This is a genomic window from Actinospica sp., assembly GCF_035552695.1.
Classification (GTDB): Bacteria; Actinomycetota; Actinomycetes; order Streptomycetales; family Catenulisporaceae; genus Actinospica.
Window position 1 is genome coordinate 37565 of the sequence record NZ_DASZKT010000266.1, and the last position, 17890, is coordinate 55454.

Annotated in this window: 13 protein-coding genes and 2 pseudogenes; 6 read left to right on the plus strand and 9 right to left on the minus strand. The window is 69.5% G+C overall.

The window, feature by feature from the left end; translation table 11 throughout:
* Nucleotides 1–8 precede the first annotated feature (8 nt).
* Nucleotides 9–1919, minus strand: coding sequence for an ABC transporter ATP-binding protein (locus VG296_RS30220; protein ID WP_325571905.1), 1911 nt, complete (start codon nt 1917–1919; stop codon nt 9–11).
* A complete protein-coding gene (locus VG296_RS30225) occupies nt 1916–3625 on the minus strand; it encodes an ABC transporter ATP-binding protein (RefSeq protein WP_325571906.1) in 1710 nt (569 codons plus the stop codon). The genes VG296_RS30220 and VG296_RS30225 overlap by 4 nt, the downstream gene beginning before the upstream one ends.
* Nucleotides 3626–4011: 386 nt before the next feature.
* Here VG296_RS30225 and VG296_RS30230 point away from each other — a divergent pair, with 386 nt between their 5' ends.
* The 3 genes from VG296_RS30230 to VG296_RS30240 all read left to right on the plus strand — a co-directional run bounded on the left by VG296_RS30230 (nt 4012) and on the right by VG296_RS30240 (nt 7493).
* Complete coding sequence (locus VG296_RS30230; protein WP_325571907.1) at nt 4012–4215, plus strand: cold-shock protein; 204 nt, start codon at nt 4012–4014, stop codon at nt 4213–4215.
* A 147-nt stretch (nt 4216–4362) separates the two neighbouring features.
* A complete protein-coding gene (gene fdhD, locus VG296_RS30235; protein ID WP_325571908.1) occupies nt 4363–5217 on the plus strand; it encodes a formate dehydrogenase accessory sulfurtransferase FdhD in 855 nt (284 codons plus the stop codon).
* Nucleotides 5218–5420: 203 nt separating this feature from the next.
* Complete coding sequence (locus VG296_RS30240; protein WP_325571909.1) at nt 5421–7493, plus strand: S53 family peptidase; 2073 nt, start codon at nt 5421–5423, stop codon at nt 7491–7493.
* A gap of 82 nt (nt 7494–7575) precedes the next feature.
* Here VG296_RS30240 and VG296_RS30245 read toward each other — a convergent pair whose 3' ends face one another.
* From VG296_RS30245 to VG296_RS30270, 7 genes and pseudogenes are all read right to left on the minus strand, one after another.
* On the minus strand, nt 7576–8178 hold the full coding sequence (locus VG296_RS30245; protein WP_325571910.1) for a class I SAM-dependent methyltransferase: 603 nt from the start codon (nt 8176–8178) through the stop codon (nt 7576–7578).
* 95 nt (nt 8179–8273) lie between these two features.
* Complete coding sequence (locus VG296_RS30250; protein ID WP_325571911.1) at nt 8274–8930, minus strand: GNAT family protein; 657 nt, start codon at nt 8928–8930, stop codon at nt 8274–8276.
* A 27-nt stretch (nt 8931–8957) separates the two neighbouring features.
* Nucleotides 8958–9539 (minus strand): GNAT family N-acetyltransferase, encoded by a 582-nt coding sequence (locus tag VG296_RS30255; protein ID WP_325571912.1) that lies wholly within the window; start codon nt 9537–9539, stop codon nt 8958–8960.
* 203 nt (nt 9540–9742) lie between these two features.
* A pseudogene (locus VG296_RS33085) lies at nt 9743–9952 on the minus strand (response regulator transcription factor); the annotation flags it as partial.
* A gap of 210 nt (nt 9953–10162) precedes the next feature.
* Nucleotides 10163–10321 (minus strand): annotated as a pseudogene (locus tag VG296_RS33335) (response regulator transcription factor); the annotation flags it as partial.
* Nucleotides 10322–10685: 364 nt separating this feature from the next.
* Nucleotides 10686–12509 (minus strand): ABC-F family ATP-binding cassette domain-containing protein, encoded by a 1824-nt coding sequence (locus tag VG296_RS30265; protein WP_325571914.1) that lies wholly within the window; start codon nt 12507–12509, stop codon nt 10686–10688.
* A 66-nt stretch (nt 12510–12575) separates the two neighbouring features.
* Nucleotides 12576–14363: a dolichyl-phosphate-mannose--protein mannosyltransferase gene (locus tag VG296_RS30270; RefSeq protein WP_349259760.1), complete on the minus strand. Its 1788-nt coding sequence runs from the start codon at nt 14361–14363 to the stop codon at nt 12576–12578.
* Nucleotides 14364–14409: 46 nt separating this feature from the next.
* Here VG296_RS30270 and rsmI point away from each other — a divergent pair, with 46 nt between their 5' ends.
* The 3 genes from rsmI to VG296_RS30285 are packed head-to-tail and all read left to right on the plus strand — an operon-like array spanning nt 14410 to nt 17847.
* Complete coding sequence (rsmI, locus tag VG296_RS30275; RefSeq protein ID WP_325571916.1) at nt 14410–15273, plus strand: 16S rRNA (cytidine(1402)-2'-O)-methyltransferase; 864 nt, start codon at nt 14410–14412, stop codon at nt 15271–15273.
* 26 nt (nt 15274–15299) lie between these two features.
* Entirely contained in the window at nt 15300–16898 is a 1599-nt protein-coding gene (gene metG, locus VG296_RS30280) for a methionine--tRNA ligase (RefSeq protein WP_325571917.1), read from the plus strand.
* A 52-nt stretch (nt 16899–16950) separates the two neighbouring features.
* A complete protein-coding gene (locus VG296_RS30285) occupies nt 16951–17847 on the plus strand; it encodes a TatD family hydrolase (protein ID WP_325571918.1) in 897 nt (298 codons plus the stop codon).
* Nucleotides 17848–17890: the final 43 nt, after the last annotated feature.

The window sequence follows — 17890 nt, forward strand, 5'->3', positions numbered from 1 at the left end:
TAGACCGTCTAGACCAGCGACTCGCGCCAGGCCTCGTGCAGGGCGGCGAAGCGCGAGGGCGCGTCCCCCTGGCCGTCCACGGCGCCGGCGACCAGCGCGTCCGGAGCACCGTCCTCGACGATCCGTCCCGCGTCCATCACCAGCACCCGGTCCGCGATCTCGACCGTGGACAGCCGGTGCGCGATGATCAGGGCCGTGCGATCGGCCAGAATCGTACGCAGCGCCCGCTGCACGAGCCGCTCGCTCGGCACGTCCAGCGAACTGGTCGCCTCGTCCAGGATCAGCACCGCAGGATCGGCCAGGAACGCGCGGGCGAAGGCGACCAGCTGGCGCTGGCCCGCGGACAGCCGTCCGCCGCGCTTCTTCACGTCCGTCGCGAAACCCTGCGGCAGCTTCTCGATGAACTCGTGCGCCCCGATCGCCCGGGCCGCCTGCTCGACCTCCTCGTCGGTGGCGTCCGGCTTGCCGAACCGGATGTTGTCCGCGACCGAACCGCTGAACAGGAAGTTCTCCTGCGTCACCATGATCACGGCGCGGCGCAGGTCGCGGTCGCTCAGATCGCGCAGGTCCAGGCCGTCGAGCCGCACGGCGCCCTCGGTCGGGTCGTAGAAGCGGCACATCAGCCTGGCCAGCGTGCTCTTGCCCGCGCCCGTCGCCCCGACCAGAGCCACCGTCTGACCCGCCGCGATGTCCAGGTCGAGATCGGGCAGGATCACCCGCGCCTCTTCGTCCTTGTCACGCTTCGGATAGGCGAACACCACGCCATCCAGTTCGACGCGGCCGCGCACCGGCTGGGCCAGCTGCTTCGGCTCGGCCGGCTCGGGCACCGCGGGCTGCTCCTCGAGCACGCCGGACAGCTTCTCCAGCGCGGCCGTCGCGGACTGGTACGAGGTGTAGAACACCGCGAGGTCCTGCATCGGGTCGAAGAACTTGCGCAGGTAGAGGATGTACGCGGTCAGCAGACCGATCTTCAGCGTGTGGTCCATGACCTGCAGACCGCCGAAGACCAGCACCGCGGCCGTGGCCACGCCGCCGACCGCCACGATGCCCGGCATGAACCAGCCGAACATCATCATCGCCTTGGAGTTGGCGTTCACGTTGTCCTGGTTCAGCTTGCTGAAGATGTCCCGGTTCCGGCGCTCACGCCGGAAGGACTGCACCGCGCGGATGCCGTTGAGCGTCTCGACGAACTGCACGATCACCGCGGCCACGGTCTCCCGCTGCAGCCGGTAGGCGACCCGCGAGCCCCTGGTGTACCAGGCCATCAGGGCGAGCAGCGCGGGCAGGCAGACCAGCACGATGATCGAGAGCATCGGGTCGAGCACGGCCAGCAGCGTGCCGATGACGACGACGTTCAGCAGGGCGCTGACGAGCCCGTCCAGGCTGCTGTTGATCAGGTCGTTGAGCGCGTCCAGGTCGTTGGTCAGCCGGGAGATCACCCGGCCCGAGGTGTACTTCTCGTGGAAGGCGATCGGCAGCCGCTGGAACTGAGTGAACACCTTGCGACGCAGTTCGAGCAGCATGTCCTGGCCCATCCGCCCGGCCAGGGTGAGGAACTTGAGCCGGAGCAGCGAGCCGACCAGCGCCGAGCCGCCGATGCCCGCCGCGACCAGCGCGATCGTGGTCCAGTCCCCGTGCTTGACGGCGGGCATGCCGTCGTCGATGCCGATGGACACCAGGTAGGGCGCGCACATCTCGAAGCAGGTGACCACGACGATCAGCACCGTGGCCAGCAGCAGGCCGCGCTTGTGCGGGCGCAGCAGTTCGGCGAGCAGCCGACGGGAGCGGGCGCGCAGGAAGATCCCGCCCTTAGCGGAGACCTCGTCCTTCTCCTCCGCGGCCACGCCGCGCCAGTCGTCGAGCGACTGCCTCGGTTCCTCTTCTGAGCTCTCCGGAACGGTGTCGACGGTGGTGGTCATCGGACGGCCTCCTCGGCGAGTTCAGCCAGATCAGAGCTCTGGGAGAGCAGGTCGCGATAGACGGACTCCGTCTCGAGCAGCTCGTGGTGGGTGCCCTGGGCGACGACGGTGGTTCCGCCGTTCTCTGCGGGCCCGAGCACGACCACCCGGTCGGCCAGCAGCACGGTCGAGGGCCGGTGCGCCACGACCAGGCCGGTGGTCTCGGCCAGCACCGAGCGCAGCGCCTGTTCGACCAGGCTCTCGGTGTGGATGTCCAGCGCGGACAGCGGGTCGTCGAGCACGAGCATCGACGGCCGCCCGAGCACCGCACGGGCCAGGGCGAGCCGCTGTCGCTGCCCGCCGGACAGCGACATGCCCTGCTCGCCGACCCGCGTGTCCAGCCCCCAGGGCAGGTCCCGCACGAAGCCCGCCTGCGCGACCCGCAGCGCCTCGGCGACCTGCTCCTCGTCCGCGTCCGGACGGCCGAGCACCAGGTTCTCCCGGACGCTCGCGGAGAACAGCGTCGGATCCTCGAACGCGCAGGCCACCCGGGAACGCAGCTCGGCCAGCGAGAGTTCGCGCACGTCCACGCCGTCGATCAGGATCCGGCCCTCGGTCACGTCGTAGAGCCGGGGCACCAGCGCGGTCAGCGTCGTCTTGCCGCAGCCGGTCGGGCCGACGACCGCCACGGTCTCGCCGGGCTCGAGCGCCAGGTTGATCCCGGTCAGCAGCGGCGCGTCCGAGCCCGGGTAGGAGAAGCCGACGTTCTCGAACACCAGTCGCCCCGAGCCCTGCGGGACCTTGGTGGGGGCGGGCTCGCGGATGGTCGGCTCGACGTCGAGCACCTCGAAGATCCGCTCGGCCGCCGTGTTCGCCTCCTGCGACGCCGCCAGCAGCCAGCCGGAGGACTCGATCGGCCAGACCAGCATCTGGTAGAGCGCGACGAAGGCGACCAGCGTGCCGAGGCTCAGATGCCCGGCGGCCACCGCGGCCACGCCGAACAGCGTGATCAGGGCGAGCACCGTCTGCGGCTGGGCGATGATCAGCGCCCAGATCTGCGCCAGGGTGCGGATCTGGCGCAGCTGCAGCGTACGCAGCCGGATCGCCTTCGCGTCGTACCGCGCGAAGAACAGGTCGCGGCGGCCGAAGGACTTGATCGCCCGGATGCCGAGGGCGGACTCCTCGATGTCGGTGGCCACCTCGCCCTGCTGGTCCTGCACGGCGCGGATGTTGCGCCGGTAGATCTTCTCGTAACGGAAGATCACCAGGCTGAGCGGGATGCCGAAGAGCACCACGATCCCGCCGAGCAGCGGGTCGATGACGATCAGCAGGATCCCGACCGAGAGGAAGGTGACCCCGTTGACCACCAGGAAGATCAGCGCGAAGCCGAAGAACCGGCGGATCGAGGAGATGTCGCTGGTCATCCGGCTGACCAGCTGACCCGACTGCCAGGAGTCGTGGAAGCCGACGTCGAGGTGCTGGATGTGCTCGTACAGGTCGTCGCGCAGGTCGCGCTCGATGCCGAGCACGCTGCTGGCCAGGGTGAGTCGGCGGGTCAGGATCAGCGCTGCCTCGGCGAGGCCGAACAGCAGCGCGTAGAGGCCGAGCAGCCACAGCGCGGCACGGTCCCCGCTGGCCAGCGGGCCGTTGATGATCGAGCTGGTGAGCAGCGGGACGCCGACCCCGATGAGGGTGGAACCGAGGGCGACGAAGAGCATGACGGTCATCTTGGCCCGGTAGGGCCGGGCATATCGGCGTAATCTCCACAAGGACGCGAACTGGCCCCCGAGGGGCGATGGGGAGGGCATGATAACGACCGTAGGCCGTCTGCGCCCCTGATTTCCACCGGTTTTCCGGGTGTCGGACCAGCGGCGGAATCACTCGTGCGAGTGACGCTGACAATGCGTCCCGCCGTGCTAGGGTGGTCGTGGTTGCAGCTGCAGTTCCCTGAATGCTTCGTTGAATGCCCGCGGGAGTACGGCCGCGGGCCTTTGTGTTTGCGGCGCCACCCTCCTTGCGGACCCAGCGGGCGGGACAGTCACGAAACGGCAACCCGAGGCGCACACGGTGTGCGTTTCGTTCGACGTCCCCCTGTTTTTCATCAAGGAGAGAAATGGCTTCCGGTACGGTCAAGTGGTTCAACGCGGAGAAGGGCTACGGCTTCATCTCCCAGGACGACGGCGGCGCCGACGTGTTCGTGCACTTCTCGGCGATCGATTCCACGGGCTACCGCTCGCTGGAGGAGAACCAGCGCGTCGAGTTCAGCGTCACCCAGGGCCCGAAGGGCCCGCAGGCCGAGCACGTGCGCGCGGTCTGAGCACGCCTGAGGTCCAAGCTGAACCCAGGTGAACCAAGCTCCAGCCAAGTCTTGAGCTCGGGACCCCCGATCCTCCCAGGGGAGGATCGGGGGTCTTGCCTTTCCCGTCCGGCCCGGTCCGCTCCCGATGCGGCATACGCTGGACCCATGGCTAAGGTGACGGCGCGCGCGGCGGTGCTCCGGCTGGACGGCGGCTCGGCCGTGGGCGCCCGGGACAGCGTGGCCGCCGAGGAGCCGCTGGAGATCCGGGTCGGCGGCCGCCAGGTGGCCGTCACGATGCGCACGCCCGGCGAGGACTTCGACCTGGTCGCGGGCTTCCTGCTGAGCGAGGGCGCGGTGCGCGGCCGGGAGGATCTGGCCCGGATGCGCTACTGCACCGACAACCGGAACGGCGAGGACGGCCACGAGCACGACCCGTACAACATCGTCGAGGTCGATCTCGCCCCCGGCGTGGCCGAGCCGGGCTGGTCGCTGAACCGCACGACGTTCACCAGCAGCTCCTGCGGGATCTGCGGCAAGAGCTCGATCGAAGCCGTGCACGCCAACGCCTGCTGGTCCGTCGCCGACGATCCCGTGCGGATCACCCCCGAGGTGCTCTACTCCCTCCCGGACCGGCTCCGCGAGCGCCAGAAGCTCTTCGACTCCACCGGCGGCCTGCACGCCGCCGGCCTCTTCGACGCCGCGGGCACGCTCTTCTGCATCAGGGAGGACGTCGGCCGGCACAACGCCGTCGACAAGACGATCGGCTGGGCCCTGCGCGAGGGCCGCCTCCCGCTGCGCGGCATGCTGCTCGCGGTCAGCGGACGCGCCTCCTTCGAACTCGTGCAGAAGGCCGCCGCCGCCGGGATCCCCGTCCTGGCGGCCGTTTCCGCCCCCTCCTCGCTCGCCGTCGAACTGGCCGACGCGTCCGGACTCACACTCGCCGGTTTCGTCCGCGGCCGCCGTGCCAACGTGTACAGCCGCCCCGATCGCGTCGCGCTGCCTGACAGTTTCGGACAATAGGGCATATTCACCCCCTGATTTATCTCAGTTGGATCACGGCTGGGCGACAAGCACGGAACTATGAAGAAATGCAAAGAGATTCCCTACCGGCGCGTAGCCACCTTGCGTTATCAAGGACTGCGATGCCGTGTGGCATCGGGGCATTGATGCCCCCGGGGGACCTGGGGCCGGCCCCCACGCGCTAGCGAATCGAGAAGAACCGTATGGGGAACACCCGCATCCCACGGACCCGAATATCCGCCGGTTCGCGAACCCGCGCCCTGCGGATCGGGGCGCCGATCACCGCTCTGGCCGTCGCCATCGCGATGGGCACCGCGCAGGCGGACGCCGCCACGAGCGCCGTCTCACACACCCCCACCGCGGTCGGCTCCATCGCGACCGTGCCGGCCGGGGCCAAGAGCGCCGCGGCGCCGAGCGACTCCACCAAGATCAACGTGGACATCGCCCTCGAGCCGCGCAACGCCGCCGAGCTCGGCCAGTACGCGCAGCTGGTCGGTGACCCGAACTCGGTGTTCTACAAGCAGTACCTGACGAAGTGGCAGACCCAGCTGCTGTTCGCCCCGTCGCAGTCCACGGTGAACGCGGTCAGCCAGGCGCTCACGGCGGCCGGCCTGACCCCCGGCGCGGCGATCGACGACAACTTCTACGTGCCGGTGAGCGCCACGATAGGCCAGCTCAAGCAGGCCTTCAAGATCGGCTTCGCGGGCTACAAGCTGGCGGACGGCCAGACCGCGTTCAACGCGACCTCGCTGCCGAAGCTGGACCAGTCGGTCTCGAGCGACGTCCGCGGCATCATCGGCCTCGACGACTTCCTCAAGCTGAGCGCGGACCACCAGACGCCGGCCAAGAACTCCCGGAGCGCGGCGGCCTCGGTCACCACGGCCGGCAAGTCGTCGGGCAAGAGCGGCGCCGTCCCCGCGATGTGCTCCACGTTCACCACCGCGATCGACTCGTACCTGACGCACTTCGGCTACGCCGGCAAGGACGGCGGCACGTACTACTCGCCGACCGCCATGGCCAGCGCGTACGGCTACGCCAGTCAGCTCACCTCCGGCAACCAGGGCCAGGGCGTCACGGTCGCCGTCGAGGAGTGGGAGGCCGTGAACCACCAGGCGGTCTCCGACTACGAGAGCTGCGTCGGCTCGCACAGCAAGGTCAGCTACGACACGTCCGCCGCCGGCACCACGGTCCAGCCGACCGCGACGAACAACGTCGGCGTCGAGGCCTCGCTGGACATCGAGGCCATCTCCTCGATCGCCCCGAAGGCCTCGATCGTCGACTTCGAGGGCCCGGACATCACCGCCTCGTTCACCGACGCCGACTGGCTCGACACCTTCGCCGCGCCGGTCGCCGCCGACTCCGCGAACGTGATCTCGCTGTCCTGGGGCGGCTGCGAGGCCGGCGCGATCGACAACACGCTGGAGAACGGCCAGACCACCACGCTGCAGCTGGCGGCGGTGCAGGGCCAGAGTTTCTTCACCTCGTCCGACGACAACGGCTCCGAGGGCTGCAACTCCGCGGCCCAGCAGGACCCGACGGTCACCGTGGACGACCCGGCCAACAACTTCTGGATCACCGCCGTCGGCGGCACCTACATGCAGGGCCTGAGCAACCCGACCGTCACCCCGTGGAACGACTCCGCGGTGCAGGGCGGCGCGACCGGCGGCGGCGTGTCGATCTGGCAGAGCCTGAGCGGCCGCGCCAACTACCAGGCGGGCTTCGTCGGCGCCGGCTACAGCGACGTCTGCGGCGCGGCCACCGGCGCCACCTGCCGCCAGGTCCCCGACATCTCGGCCCTCGGCGACTGGCGCTCCGGCTTCCCGCAGATGAACTACGCGGACAGCAACGGCGACTACGTCCTGGTCGACGGCGGCACCAGCCTCGCCACCCCCGTCATGGCGGCGATCACCGCCCTCGCCGACAGCTCCCGCGGCTGCACGGTGAACGGCCCCGCCGGCTTCATCAACCCGACGATCTACAACCTGGCGAAGAACCCGGGCAGCTACGCCAAGGACTTCCAGGACGAGACGACCGGCAACAACGCCTACTCGCCGTCCGGTTACACCGGCAGCCTGTTCCAGGCCACCAAGGGCTACGACATGGCCTCCGGCCTCGGTTCCCCCAAGGCCGCGACCCTGATCCCCGCCCTGTGCGCCCCGAACAGGTACATCGGCTGGATCTTCGGCCAGAGCCAGCTCGGCACCGCCGCGCAGCACGGCCAGTCCAGCATCGACAAGGCGGTCTCCACCGAGTCCGCCGAGGAGAACGCCCGCTGAGTGAGGGTCTCCGTACCCTGACCCAAGGCACGTCCGGCGCCCCCACCGTGAAGTCAGGTGGGGGCGCCGGTTCTGTGCGCGGTCAGTGTCCGCTGACCAGCGCGTAACGCTCGTCCTGGATGGGCCCGCCCCACAGCGATGGAGCATCCAACCTGTGCACGGTCGCCTCCTGCCGGTGGCGAAGGACCAGGGACCGGCAGTCGACCGCGCTCAACCCGGCTCCCGTGAACCACCTGCCCTCGATCAACACCAGACGTCCACCAGGACGCAACAGCCCTACCCATCGCCCCAGCACGACGGCCGGATCGGGCAGTGCCCACAAGACATGCCGCGCCAGGACCACGTCGCACGACGCCGGCGGGTAGGGCGGTGCCGCCGCGTCGCCCCACTGGAAGTCCACGCGCACGCCGGCCGCCGCGGCCTTCTGCTCGGCGAGAGCAAGCATCTTCCCGGAAAGGTCCATACCGCGCACCTGATGGCCTGCCTGGGCCAGCAGCACCGCGAGGCTGCCCGTCCCGCACCCGAGATCGATCACAGCCGCAGGTGACGACGGCATCAGCGGCAGCAGAACATCCCTCCACGCCGCCCGCACCGCCGGATCCCGCAGCCCATGATCGGGCTGCTCGTCGAAACTCGCGGCCTGCTCATCCCAGAACTCTTGCGCCTGCTCCATCACACGCGACATCCTGCCCAATCCCACCGACATTCGCGGCGGCGAAGCCTCGGCCTGAATCGCCGAAGCAGCCCTCCCACCCGTCCTGAGCCTTCGGGATGCGACATTCAGCGGGCTGGACAGTCCGCGAACTCATCGGACAGCAGCGAGCCGACCCACAGGTCCTTGCGTACGCCACGGTGAAGTAGCTGCGCGCGTCGGGTGCCTTCGAGCGCAAAGCCGTTGCGGAGCGCCACCTTCAACGATCCCTCATTCCCGACGATCGCATCCCACCTGATGAGCGCGAGCCCGAATTCTCCGAATCCCCACCGGCACACCGCGCCGACCGCTTCGGACGTGTATCCGCGCCGTCGCGCCCACGGGGCGGTCCAGTAGCCGATCCCCGCGCTGCCACCGGCCGGTTCGTCCAGTTGCGCAAGGTTGTGCAGACCTACCGCCCCGACCAGAGTCGCCGTGTCCGCCGCGTCCGCCGTGAAGACTCCAAACGCCGCATCCGTTCCGGCGGCGCGTCCGCTCGGGCAGATCTCGCGGACGAACTTCTCAGCGTGGGTCCGCCGATAGGGCACCGGGAGCATCGTGAAGCGCTCGATCTCGCCGTCCTGGCACGCCTCGGTGATCGCGTCGATATCCGCCTCGCGAAACTCGCGCAGCACCAGCCGGGACGTCGCGAGCCCCACACCGGTCAGATCTCGAACGGACGGAGTCTCAGCGACCCGATCGGCACTCGTCATGCCAAGTACCGTAATCCGGCCCGAGCCCAGCACGGAAAGGAATTTCGCCGCCGACGCGTGTCAGAGCAGCTTGAAGCTCAGCTGGGCACCGAGTTCGCGAAAGCCCAACGCGGTGGCCACGCGGCGGGACGCCGCCGGTCGGGCGCGCCACTGCGGAAGCAACCCGGCCGTCAACGCGTGAGCCACCGCGCTCGAAGCCACCGCGCGAGCGAGTCCCTGACCCCGCCGGCCCGGCGCAGTCAGAACGCTGATATGCGCGATCCGGCGCGGCCAGATCCGATACCCGGAAGCCGCGGCCACCACGCCGCCGATCCGGATGGCAAAGGCCGGCGAGGTGATCTCGCCGAGTCCGGCCTCATCGGCATCGGCTTCGCCCGCCGACTGCTCCAACTCGTGCAACTCGGAATTCCCAGCGGCCAGTTGGTCGACGACGTGCGACCCGGTCGGCATTTGGCGGAAGTCGCCCTCGGCGAGATATCCCAACGTCGCCGGACCGAGCGCCTCGGCAACGGGGAGCACCGAACCGACCGCCTCGGCATTCGCCACTGCTTCAACCGTCAAGCCGGAAAACGCCTCGCCGATCACCGCAGCAGCGGCCTCACTCGGTGCGGCGACGATCGCCGAGCCGCCGAGAACCACCACTCCGACCCATCCTGGAGGACACATCCACGACTCCGGCGACACCACCACCCGCAGCCCCCTAGCGGATCGAACGACACCGGCACGCGGGCCAACTCTTCCCACAGCCCGCGCGCTTCAGCCAGCAGAGGATCCATCGACATGCCTTGATCCTCCCAGCCCTCCCACCACGGCGCCCACAACATTTCCCGGCGTCCGCCCCCTGGTCAGGCGGTCTCCTGTGGGGTGACGCCGGCTCGGCGGGCGAGGGCCATGGCGGCGAGGGCGGAGTGGACGTCGAGCTTGGCGAGGATGCGCTGGATGTGGGTGCGGACGGTGTGGGGGGACATGAAGAGGCGCTTCGCGATCTCCGTGCGCCCTATGCCGGCGGCGATGCAGCGGAGGACTTGGGTCTCGCGGGGGGTCAGGGCGGATATGGCCGAGGGTGGGGGTGCGGACGGGGACGGGAGCGGCGGCGCGGTTGGAGGTGCGAGCGGGGGCGCGGACAGGGACAAGGATGGGAACGGCTGCGCGGTTTGGGATGCAAGCGGCGGCGCGGGAGGGGACGGCGATGCGGATGGGCACGCGGACGGGGGTGAGGGCGGGGGCGGTGCCGGCGCCGGGGGCGGGAGGGCGGCGGCTTGGAGGCGGGTGGCTACGCCCAGCTTGGTGAGGACGCGTTGGACGTGGCAGCGGACGGTGGCGCGGGTGATGGCGAGGTCGCGGGCGATCTCCTTGCTGGAGCGGCCTTCGCGGACCAGGGAGAGGATCTGGTTCTCGCGGGGCGTTAGGGAGGTATCGGTCATATCGCCACGTTAGGGACGTGGCTTCGGGAACGGCGGCGGGGCGGGGGAAATCGCGGGGATGGCGGAGTTGTGGGGTTGTATGAGGGCTACGTGCGGGTCACTCGGATGGCGGGAAGTTGTGACTGGACGGCGTCGAGTTCGGCTGTCTGCGCGCGGGGATGCGGAGGACGAGGGTGCGGAGGTTGGGGAGTTGACTCAGCTCGGCGATCTCTTCGAAGCTGGACGGCGCTCTCCAGGACGTGCGCGACCAACTCGCCGACGACGTTCTGCGGTAGGACGTTCTGCAGCAGATTGCTGAGAACCGAGATCTCCGCCCCGCTCGGCATGCTTCCGGTGTCGCAGGCCGCGGGGGTTGCGGGACGGGCTAGTCGGCGAGCGTCAGCCACTCCTCTTCGAGGCGCTCGCGCTCTTCCGTCAGTTCCCTGAGCTTGGCGTCGAGTTCCGCGACCTTCTCGTAGTCGGTCGCGGCGGCCGCCATCTGGTCGTGCAGGTCCTTCTCGAGACCGGAGACCTTGTCCAGCCGGCGCTCGATCCTGGCCATGTCCTTCTGCGCGGCACGCTGGTCCTTGGCTGCGGAGGACGAAACAGGCGCGGTCGGGGCGGCGGAGGCCGGGACCGGGGCCGAAGCGGCGGTCGCGGCACGGCGCTGGAGGTATTCGTCGACGCCGCCGGGGAGCATGCGCAGCGTTCCGTCGCCGAGCAGCGCGACGATGTGGTCGGTGGCGCGCTCCAGGAAATACCGGTCGTGCGAGATGACCAGCAGCGAGCCGGGCCAGCCGTCGAGCAGGTCCTCCAGCGCTCGCAGCGTGTCGATGTCCAGGTCGTTGGTGGGCTCGTCGAGGAGGAGGACGTTGGGTTCGCCCATGAGCAGCCGCAGCAGTTGGAGTCTGCGCCGCTCGCCGCCGGAGAGGTCGCCGACCGGGGTCCACTGCTTCTCGCCGGTGAAGCCGAAGCGTTCGAGCAGTTGGGACGCGGTCATCTCGCGGCCCTTGCCGAGGTCGATGCTGGTCTTGATCTCCTCGACCGCCTTGAGCACCTTCAGGTTCGGGTCGATGCTGTGTTCACCCGGCGCGCGTTGACCGGTGATCTCCTGCGAGAGCACGGCGGGCTTCACGGTCACGCCGGTGACGACGCGGCCGCCGGCGGGCTGGACGGTGCCCGTGAGGAGACGCAGCAGGCTCGTCTTTCCGGCACCGTTGACGCCGACCAGGCCGACGCGCTCGCCGGGGCCGAGCTGCCAGGTGACCTGCTGCAGCAGGGTGCGCTGCGTATCGCCCTCGCCGACGCGGTACGTGACGTCTTCGAGCTCGTAGACGGTACGTCCCAAGCGTGCCGAGGCGAAGCGGGTGAGCTCGGCGCTGTCCCGCACGGGCGGCTCGCTGTCGATCAGCTCGTTGGCCGCCTCGATGCGGAACTTGGGCTTCGACGTGCGTGCCGGGGCTCCGCGCCGCAGCCACGCGAGTTCCTTGCGCAGCAGGTTCTGCTTGCGGTCCCAGTCGGCGTCGGCGATCCGCGCGCGCTCGGCCCTGGCCAGGATGAACGCCGAGTAGCCGCCCTCGTAGGCATGCACCTGGCCGCCGGCGACCTCCCACGTGTGGTCGCAGACCTCGTCGAGGAACCAGCGGTCGTGCGTGACGACGAACAGCGCGGAGCGGCGCTGCCTCAGGTGCCGGGCCAGCCACGCGATGCCCTCGACGTCCAGATGGTTCGTCGGCTCGTCGAGCAGGATCAGCAGGTCGCTCGCGTCCGGCTCGATCAGCGCCTTCGCCAGCGCGACACGACGGCGCTCGCCGCCGGAGAGCGGGCCGACGAGCGTATCAAGGCCCTGCGGAAAGCCGGGCGCGTCGAGGCCGCCGAACAGGCCGGAGATCACGTCGCGGATCTGCGACTGACCGGCCCACTCGTGCGCCTCGCGGCCGCCGAGCAGCTGTGCGCGGATCGTTGCGTTCGGGTCGAGTTCGTCGTGCTGGCCGACCACGACCACGTGCGTGTTGCCGCTGTGCACGACGCGGCCCGAGTCCGGCTGCTCCTGCTTGGCCAGCAGCTTGAGCAGGGTCGACTTGCCGCCGCCGTTGCGTCCGACCATGCCGACCCGGTCGCCCTCGGCCAGGCCGAGCGACACCCCGTCCAAGAGCGTGCGAGTGCCGTAGGCCTTGCTGACTGACTCGATATTGACCAGATTCGCCACGCGGAAAGCCTACGCGGTCCGCGCCGAGCCCAGATCCATTTCAGCCCAGCCCAGCCGTGCTCCCGGCTAGATCCAGGATTGGAACCACATGTGCGAGGACCAGTCGTTATAGGAGATCGTCTGGTCCGTGTAGATCGGGTAGAAGTAGATGAAGATGCCGATGATCGCCACGACCATGGCCCCGCCGACCGCGGCGCCCCAGGCTCGGCGGACCGGTGGCGCGTCCGCCCGGCCGATGATCGCGCCCACGCTCGTCGCCGCGGCCAGGCACATGAACGGCACGAAGATCACCGCGTAGAACGAGAAGATCGTGCGCTCGGAGTAGTGCATCCACGGCAGGATGCCCGCAGCGATGCCGCACAGGATCGCCCCGGCCCGCCAGTCGCGGCGGCCGATCCAGAGCCAGAGCAGGTAGACGATCGAGGCCGTGGCCAGCCACCACAGGAACGGGTTGCCGAGCGCGAGAATCTCCTGCGAGCAGCTGTGCATCGCCGCGGTGCAGCCGTTGGTGCCCACCTTCGGCGAGGTGTAGTCGAAGGCGACCGGGCGGCCCATGACCAGCCAGGACCACGGATTCGACTGGTATGGATGCGGGGATTGGAGGTTCGCGTTGAACTGGTACTCGGAATGCACGTAGTTCCACAGCGAGCGCAGCCAGTCCGGCACCAGCCACTGCGTCAGCTGCCTGCTGAACGGGACGTCCGGGAAGCCGGCGGCCGGGTTCGAGTTGGCCCAGAAGCGGTTGTAGCCACCGCCGTTCGAGGTGTTGAAGATCCAGCCCGCGTACGACGCGATGAAGACGACGGCCATCTGCACCGGCAGCGTCAGGAAGGCCCAGCCCACGTCGCGGCGCAGCGTGGCGATCGACGGGTTGCGCAGGCCGAGGGAGCGGCGCGTACCCCGGTCCCACACGACGGTGAGCACCGCGAACGCCGCGACGAAGAACACCGCGTTCCACTTGGTCGCGGTCGCGCAGCCGAGCATGAAACCGGCGAGGATCCGCCAGGGGCGCAGGCCGAATTTGGGTCCGTGCTCGCCCTTGAGCAGCGGTGTACCCGTGAAGTGGTCCTCGGCCCAGGCCGCGGCCTTCTCCCGGACCTTGTCGCGGTCCACGACCAGGGCGCCGAACGCCGCCAGCACGAAGAACATCTGGATGCCGTCGAGCAGGCCGGTGCGCGCCATCACGAAGGCGAGGCCGTCGAAGCTGAGGAACAGGCCCGCGAGGACGCCGATGAGCGTGGAGCGGAACATCCGGCGCGCGGTGCGGGTGAGGATGAGGATCGCGAGGGTGCCGAGCACGGCCTCCATCAGCCGCCAGCCGACCGGGTTCAGGCCCCAGATCTTCTCGCCGAAGCCGATGATCCACTTGCCGACCGGCGGGTGGACGACGTACTCGGGGCCGGAGGCGAAGCTGGCCGCGCCCTGGCTCCCGTAGCCCCCGCCGACCGCGAGCTTCGGGTCGGCGGCGGAGGAGGTCTGCCAGTTGTGCTCCCAGCCGTAGACCCACATCGACCAGCCGTCTTTGGCGTAGTACGTCTCGTCGAAGATGATCTTGTTGGGCCTGGCCAGGTCCCAGAAGCGCATGATCCCGCCGATGAACGTCACGACCACCGGCAGGATCCAGCCGGCGCCGCGGAAGAACTCCGGGTAGTACGGCGGGTTGAGCCGCTCGGCCAGCGGCGGGCGCTCGGCCGGCCGCGGCCCGCCCGCCGGCCGCCACCAGACCTTGCCGCGCTCGATCCGCCGCCAGCGCCGCCGCGGGCTCGCCCCGGCGGGCAGGCCCTGGTCACCGGCCTCGACGACCTCGTCCTCGATCAGGTTGGCGTCATCCACGTCGCTCTCCACGCGCGCCATCGTATTGATTGCTTCTGAGAACGCGTAGTAAGCGAAGATGGTCGTCGTGAAACAGCTACAAAACGAGGGTCTGCTGGTGCTCGCCGGGACTCCGATCGGCGACCCCGCGGACGCCCCGCCCCGGCTGGCCGAGCAGCTGCGCACCGCCGACGTGGTCGCCGCGGAGGACACCCGGCGGCTGCGCCGGCTGACCCGGGAACTCGGCGTGGAGCCGGCCGGGCGCGTCGTGTCCTATTTCGAGGGCAACGAGGCGGCCCGCACCCCGGAGCTCGTCGCGCGGCTGGTCGAGGGCGCGCACGTGCTGCTGGTCACCGACGCCGGGATGCCCTCGGTCTCCGATCCCGGCTACCGGCTGGTCGCGGCCGCGGTCGAGGCGGGAATCCGGGTCACGGCCGTGCCCGGGCCGTCCGCCGTGCTCACCGCGCTGGCGCTGTCCGGGCTGCCGGTGGACCGGTTCTGCTTCGAGGGGTTCCCGCCGCGCAAGGCCGGGGAGCGCAAGCGCGTACTCGCGGCGCTGGCGGACGAACCGCGCACGATGGTCTTCTTCGAGGCCACGCATCGGATCACCGAGACGCTGACCGCGATGGTCGAGAGCTTCGGCGCGGACCGGCCCGCCGCCGTCTGCCGCGAACTGACCAAGACGTATGAAGAGGTCAAGCGCGGCACGCTCGGCGAGTTGGCCGCGTGGTCGGCGGACGGGGTGCGCGGTGAGATCACGGTCGTGGTCTCCGGCGCGTCGCCCACCGGACCGGCCGACCACACGCCGGAGTCGCTCGCCGCGCTCGTGACCGCGCGCGAGCAGGCCGGGGAGCACCGGAAGACCGCGATCGCGGCGGTGGCGGCCGAACTCGGGCTGCCCAAGCGCGCGGTGTTCGACGCCGTGGTCGCGGGCAAGACCGGGACCGAGTGAGGTTCGCCACCCCGTAGAATTCCGACATGGCTTCCAGCGACCAGTCCTACTACGTCACCACGCCGATCTATTACGTGAACGACGCGCCGCACATCGGCAGCGCGTACACGACGACGGCTGGTGACGTGCTGACCCGGTGGCACCGGCAGCGCGGCGAGAGCGTGTGGTACCTCACCGGCACCGACGAGCACGGCGAGAAGCTGCTGCGCACCGCCCGGGCGAACGGCGTGAGCCCGCAGGAGTGGACCGACAAGCTGGTCCGCGAGGCCTGGCTGCCGGTGCTCGAGACGATCGACGCCGCGAACGACGACTTCATCCGGACGACGGAGAAGCGGCACACCGAGCGGGTGCAGGAGTTCTGGCAGAACCTGTACGACGCCGGCGAGGTCTATAAGGGCTCGTACGAAGGCCTGTACTGCGTGGCCTGCGAGGAGCACAAGCTCCCGGGCGACGTCGAGGACGGCACCGGCGAGTACGCGGGACAGCTGGTCTGCAAGATCCACCATCGTCCGGTGGAGACGATCCGCGAGGAGAACTACTTCTTCAAGCTGTCGCAGTACACGGACAAGCTGCTCGCCTACTACGAGGAGCACCCCGGGTTCGTGCAGCCGGCGACGGCGCGCAACGAGGTGGTCTCGTTCGTCAAGCAGGGCCTGCAGGACCTGTCGATCTCGCGCACCAGCTTCGACTGGGGCATCCCGATCCCGTGGGACCCGAAGCACGTGCTGTACGTGTGGATCGACGCGCTGCTGAACTACGTCACCGCGGTGGGCTACGGCTCGGACGAGGAGAAGTTCGAGCGGACCTGGCCGGCGGACGTGCACCTGGTCGGCAAGGACATCCTGCGCTTCCACGCGGTGATCTGGCCGGCGATGCTGATGGCGGCCGGGCTTCCGCTGCCGCGCAAGGTCTTCGGCCACGGCTGGCTGCTGGTCGGCGGCGAGAAGATGTCGAAGACGAAGCTCACCGGCATCGCCCCCGCGCAGATCACCGATCACTTCGGCTCCGACGCGTACCGCTACTACTTCATGCGCGCGATCCCCTTCGGCCAGGACGGCTCGTTCTCCTGGGAGGACCTGAGCGCGCGGTACACCTCGGAACTGGCCAACGACTACGGCAACCTCGCGTCGCGGGTCGCGGCGATGGTCAATCGGTACTTCGACGGCGTGCTGCCGGCCGCGGCCGACCACGGCCCGGCCGAGCAGGCGATCACCGGCGCGCTGGCCGGCGCGGTCAAGACGGCCGACGAGCGGATCGGCGAGGCGCTGGACTTCCAGGGCGGGCTGAACGCGATCTTCGACTTCATCAAGCTGGTCAACGGATATCTGACCGAGCAGGAGCCGTGGAAGGTCGCGAAGGACACGTCCGAAGCGGCCCAGGCGCGGCTCGCGACGATCCTCTACACCGCGGCCGAATCGCTGCGCGCCGTCGCCGTCCTGCTGAACGCGGTCATGCCCAAGTCCTCCGCGGCGCTGTGGGACTCGCTCGGCGCCGAGGCCTCGCTCGGCGAGCTGGCCGAGCAGCCGGTCCAGGACGCGGGCCGCTGGGGCCAGTTGCCGGCGGGCTCGGTCGTGACCAAGGGCGCGGTGCTCTTCCCGCGGCTGGAGGAGCGGGCCGAGGGCTGAGGCTGACGCCCTTCTCCCAGGCAGATGGTGCACGGCCCGTAGACTCGGGCCCATGGCCAGGAGCAAGTCGCAGGAGTCCAAGCAGGACGTGCCGCCGCCGGTGCCGGAGCCGCTTCCGGGGCCGGTGGCGGATTCGCATACGCATCTCGACATGCAGGAGCGCACGCCCGAGGAGTCGCTGAAGCTCGCCGCCTCGGTCAACGTGACGACACTGGTCCAAGTGGGCTGCGACGTACGTTCGTCCGAATGGGCGGTTCAGCAGGCTTCTGCCTTCGCGGCAATCCACGCCACCGTCGCGCTACACCCGAACGAGGCGCCGCGGCTCGTATTGGGCGATATGGATGAGTGGGCCGGGCGAGGGGCGCACCGGGGCGCGGGCGGGGCGACGGCGCTCGACGAGGCCATCGCACGGATCACCGAACTGGCGGGGCGGCCCGAGGTGGTCGGGATCGGCGAGACCGGGCTCGACTACTTCCGCACGGGGCCCGAGGGCGTTGCCGCGCAACAGGAGTCGTTCCGGCGGCACATCGCGCTGGCGAAGGAGTTCGGCAAGACGCTGGTGATCCACGACCGGGACGCGCACGAGGACGTGCTGCGAATTCTTGGCGAGCAAGGGGCTCCCGGGCGGGTCGTGTTCCACTGCTACTCCGGGGACGCGGCGATGGCACGGGTGTGCGCGGAGGCGGGGTACTACCTGTCGTTCGCGGGTCCGGTCACCTTCAAGGCGAACGAGGCGCTGCGCGAGGCTCTGCGCGTCACTCCACTGGATCGCGTGCTCGTCGAGACCGACGCTCCGTTCCTGACGCCGGTGCCGTACCGGGGGCGGCCGAACGCTCCATATCTGATCCCGTACACTGTGCGTTCAATGGCTGAGACGCTGGGCGTGGACCTGCGCGATCTGTGCGCGGCGCTGGATGCGAACACCCGACACGCCTTCGGACTCGTGTAACCATTTCTCGACAACCTCTTCGAGCTAGGCCAAATAGGTCATT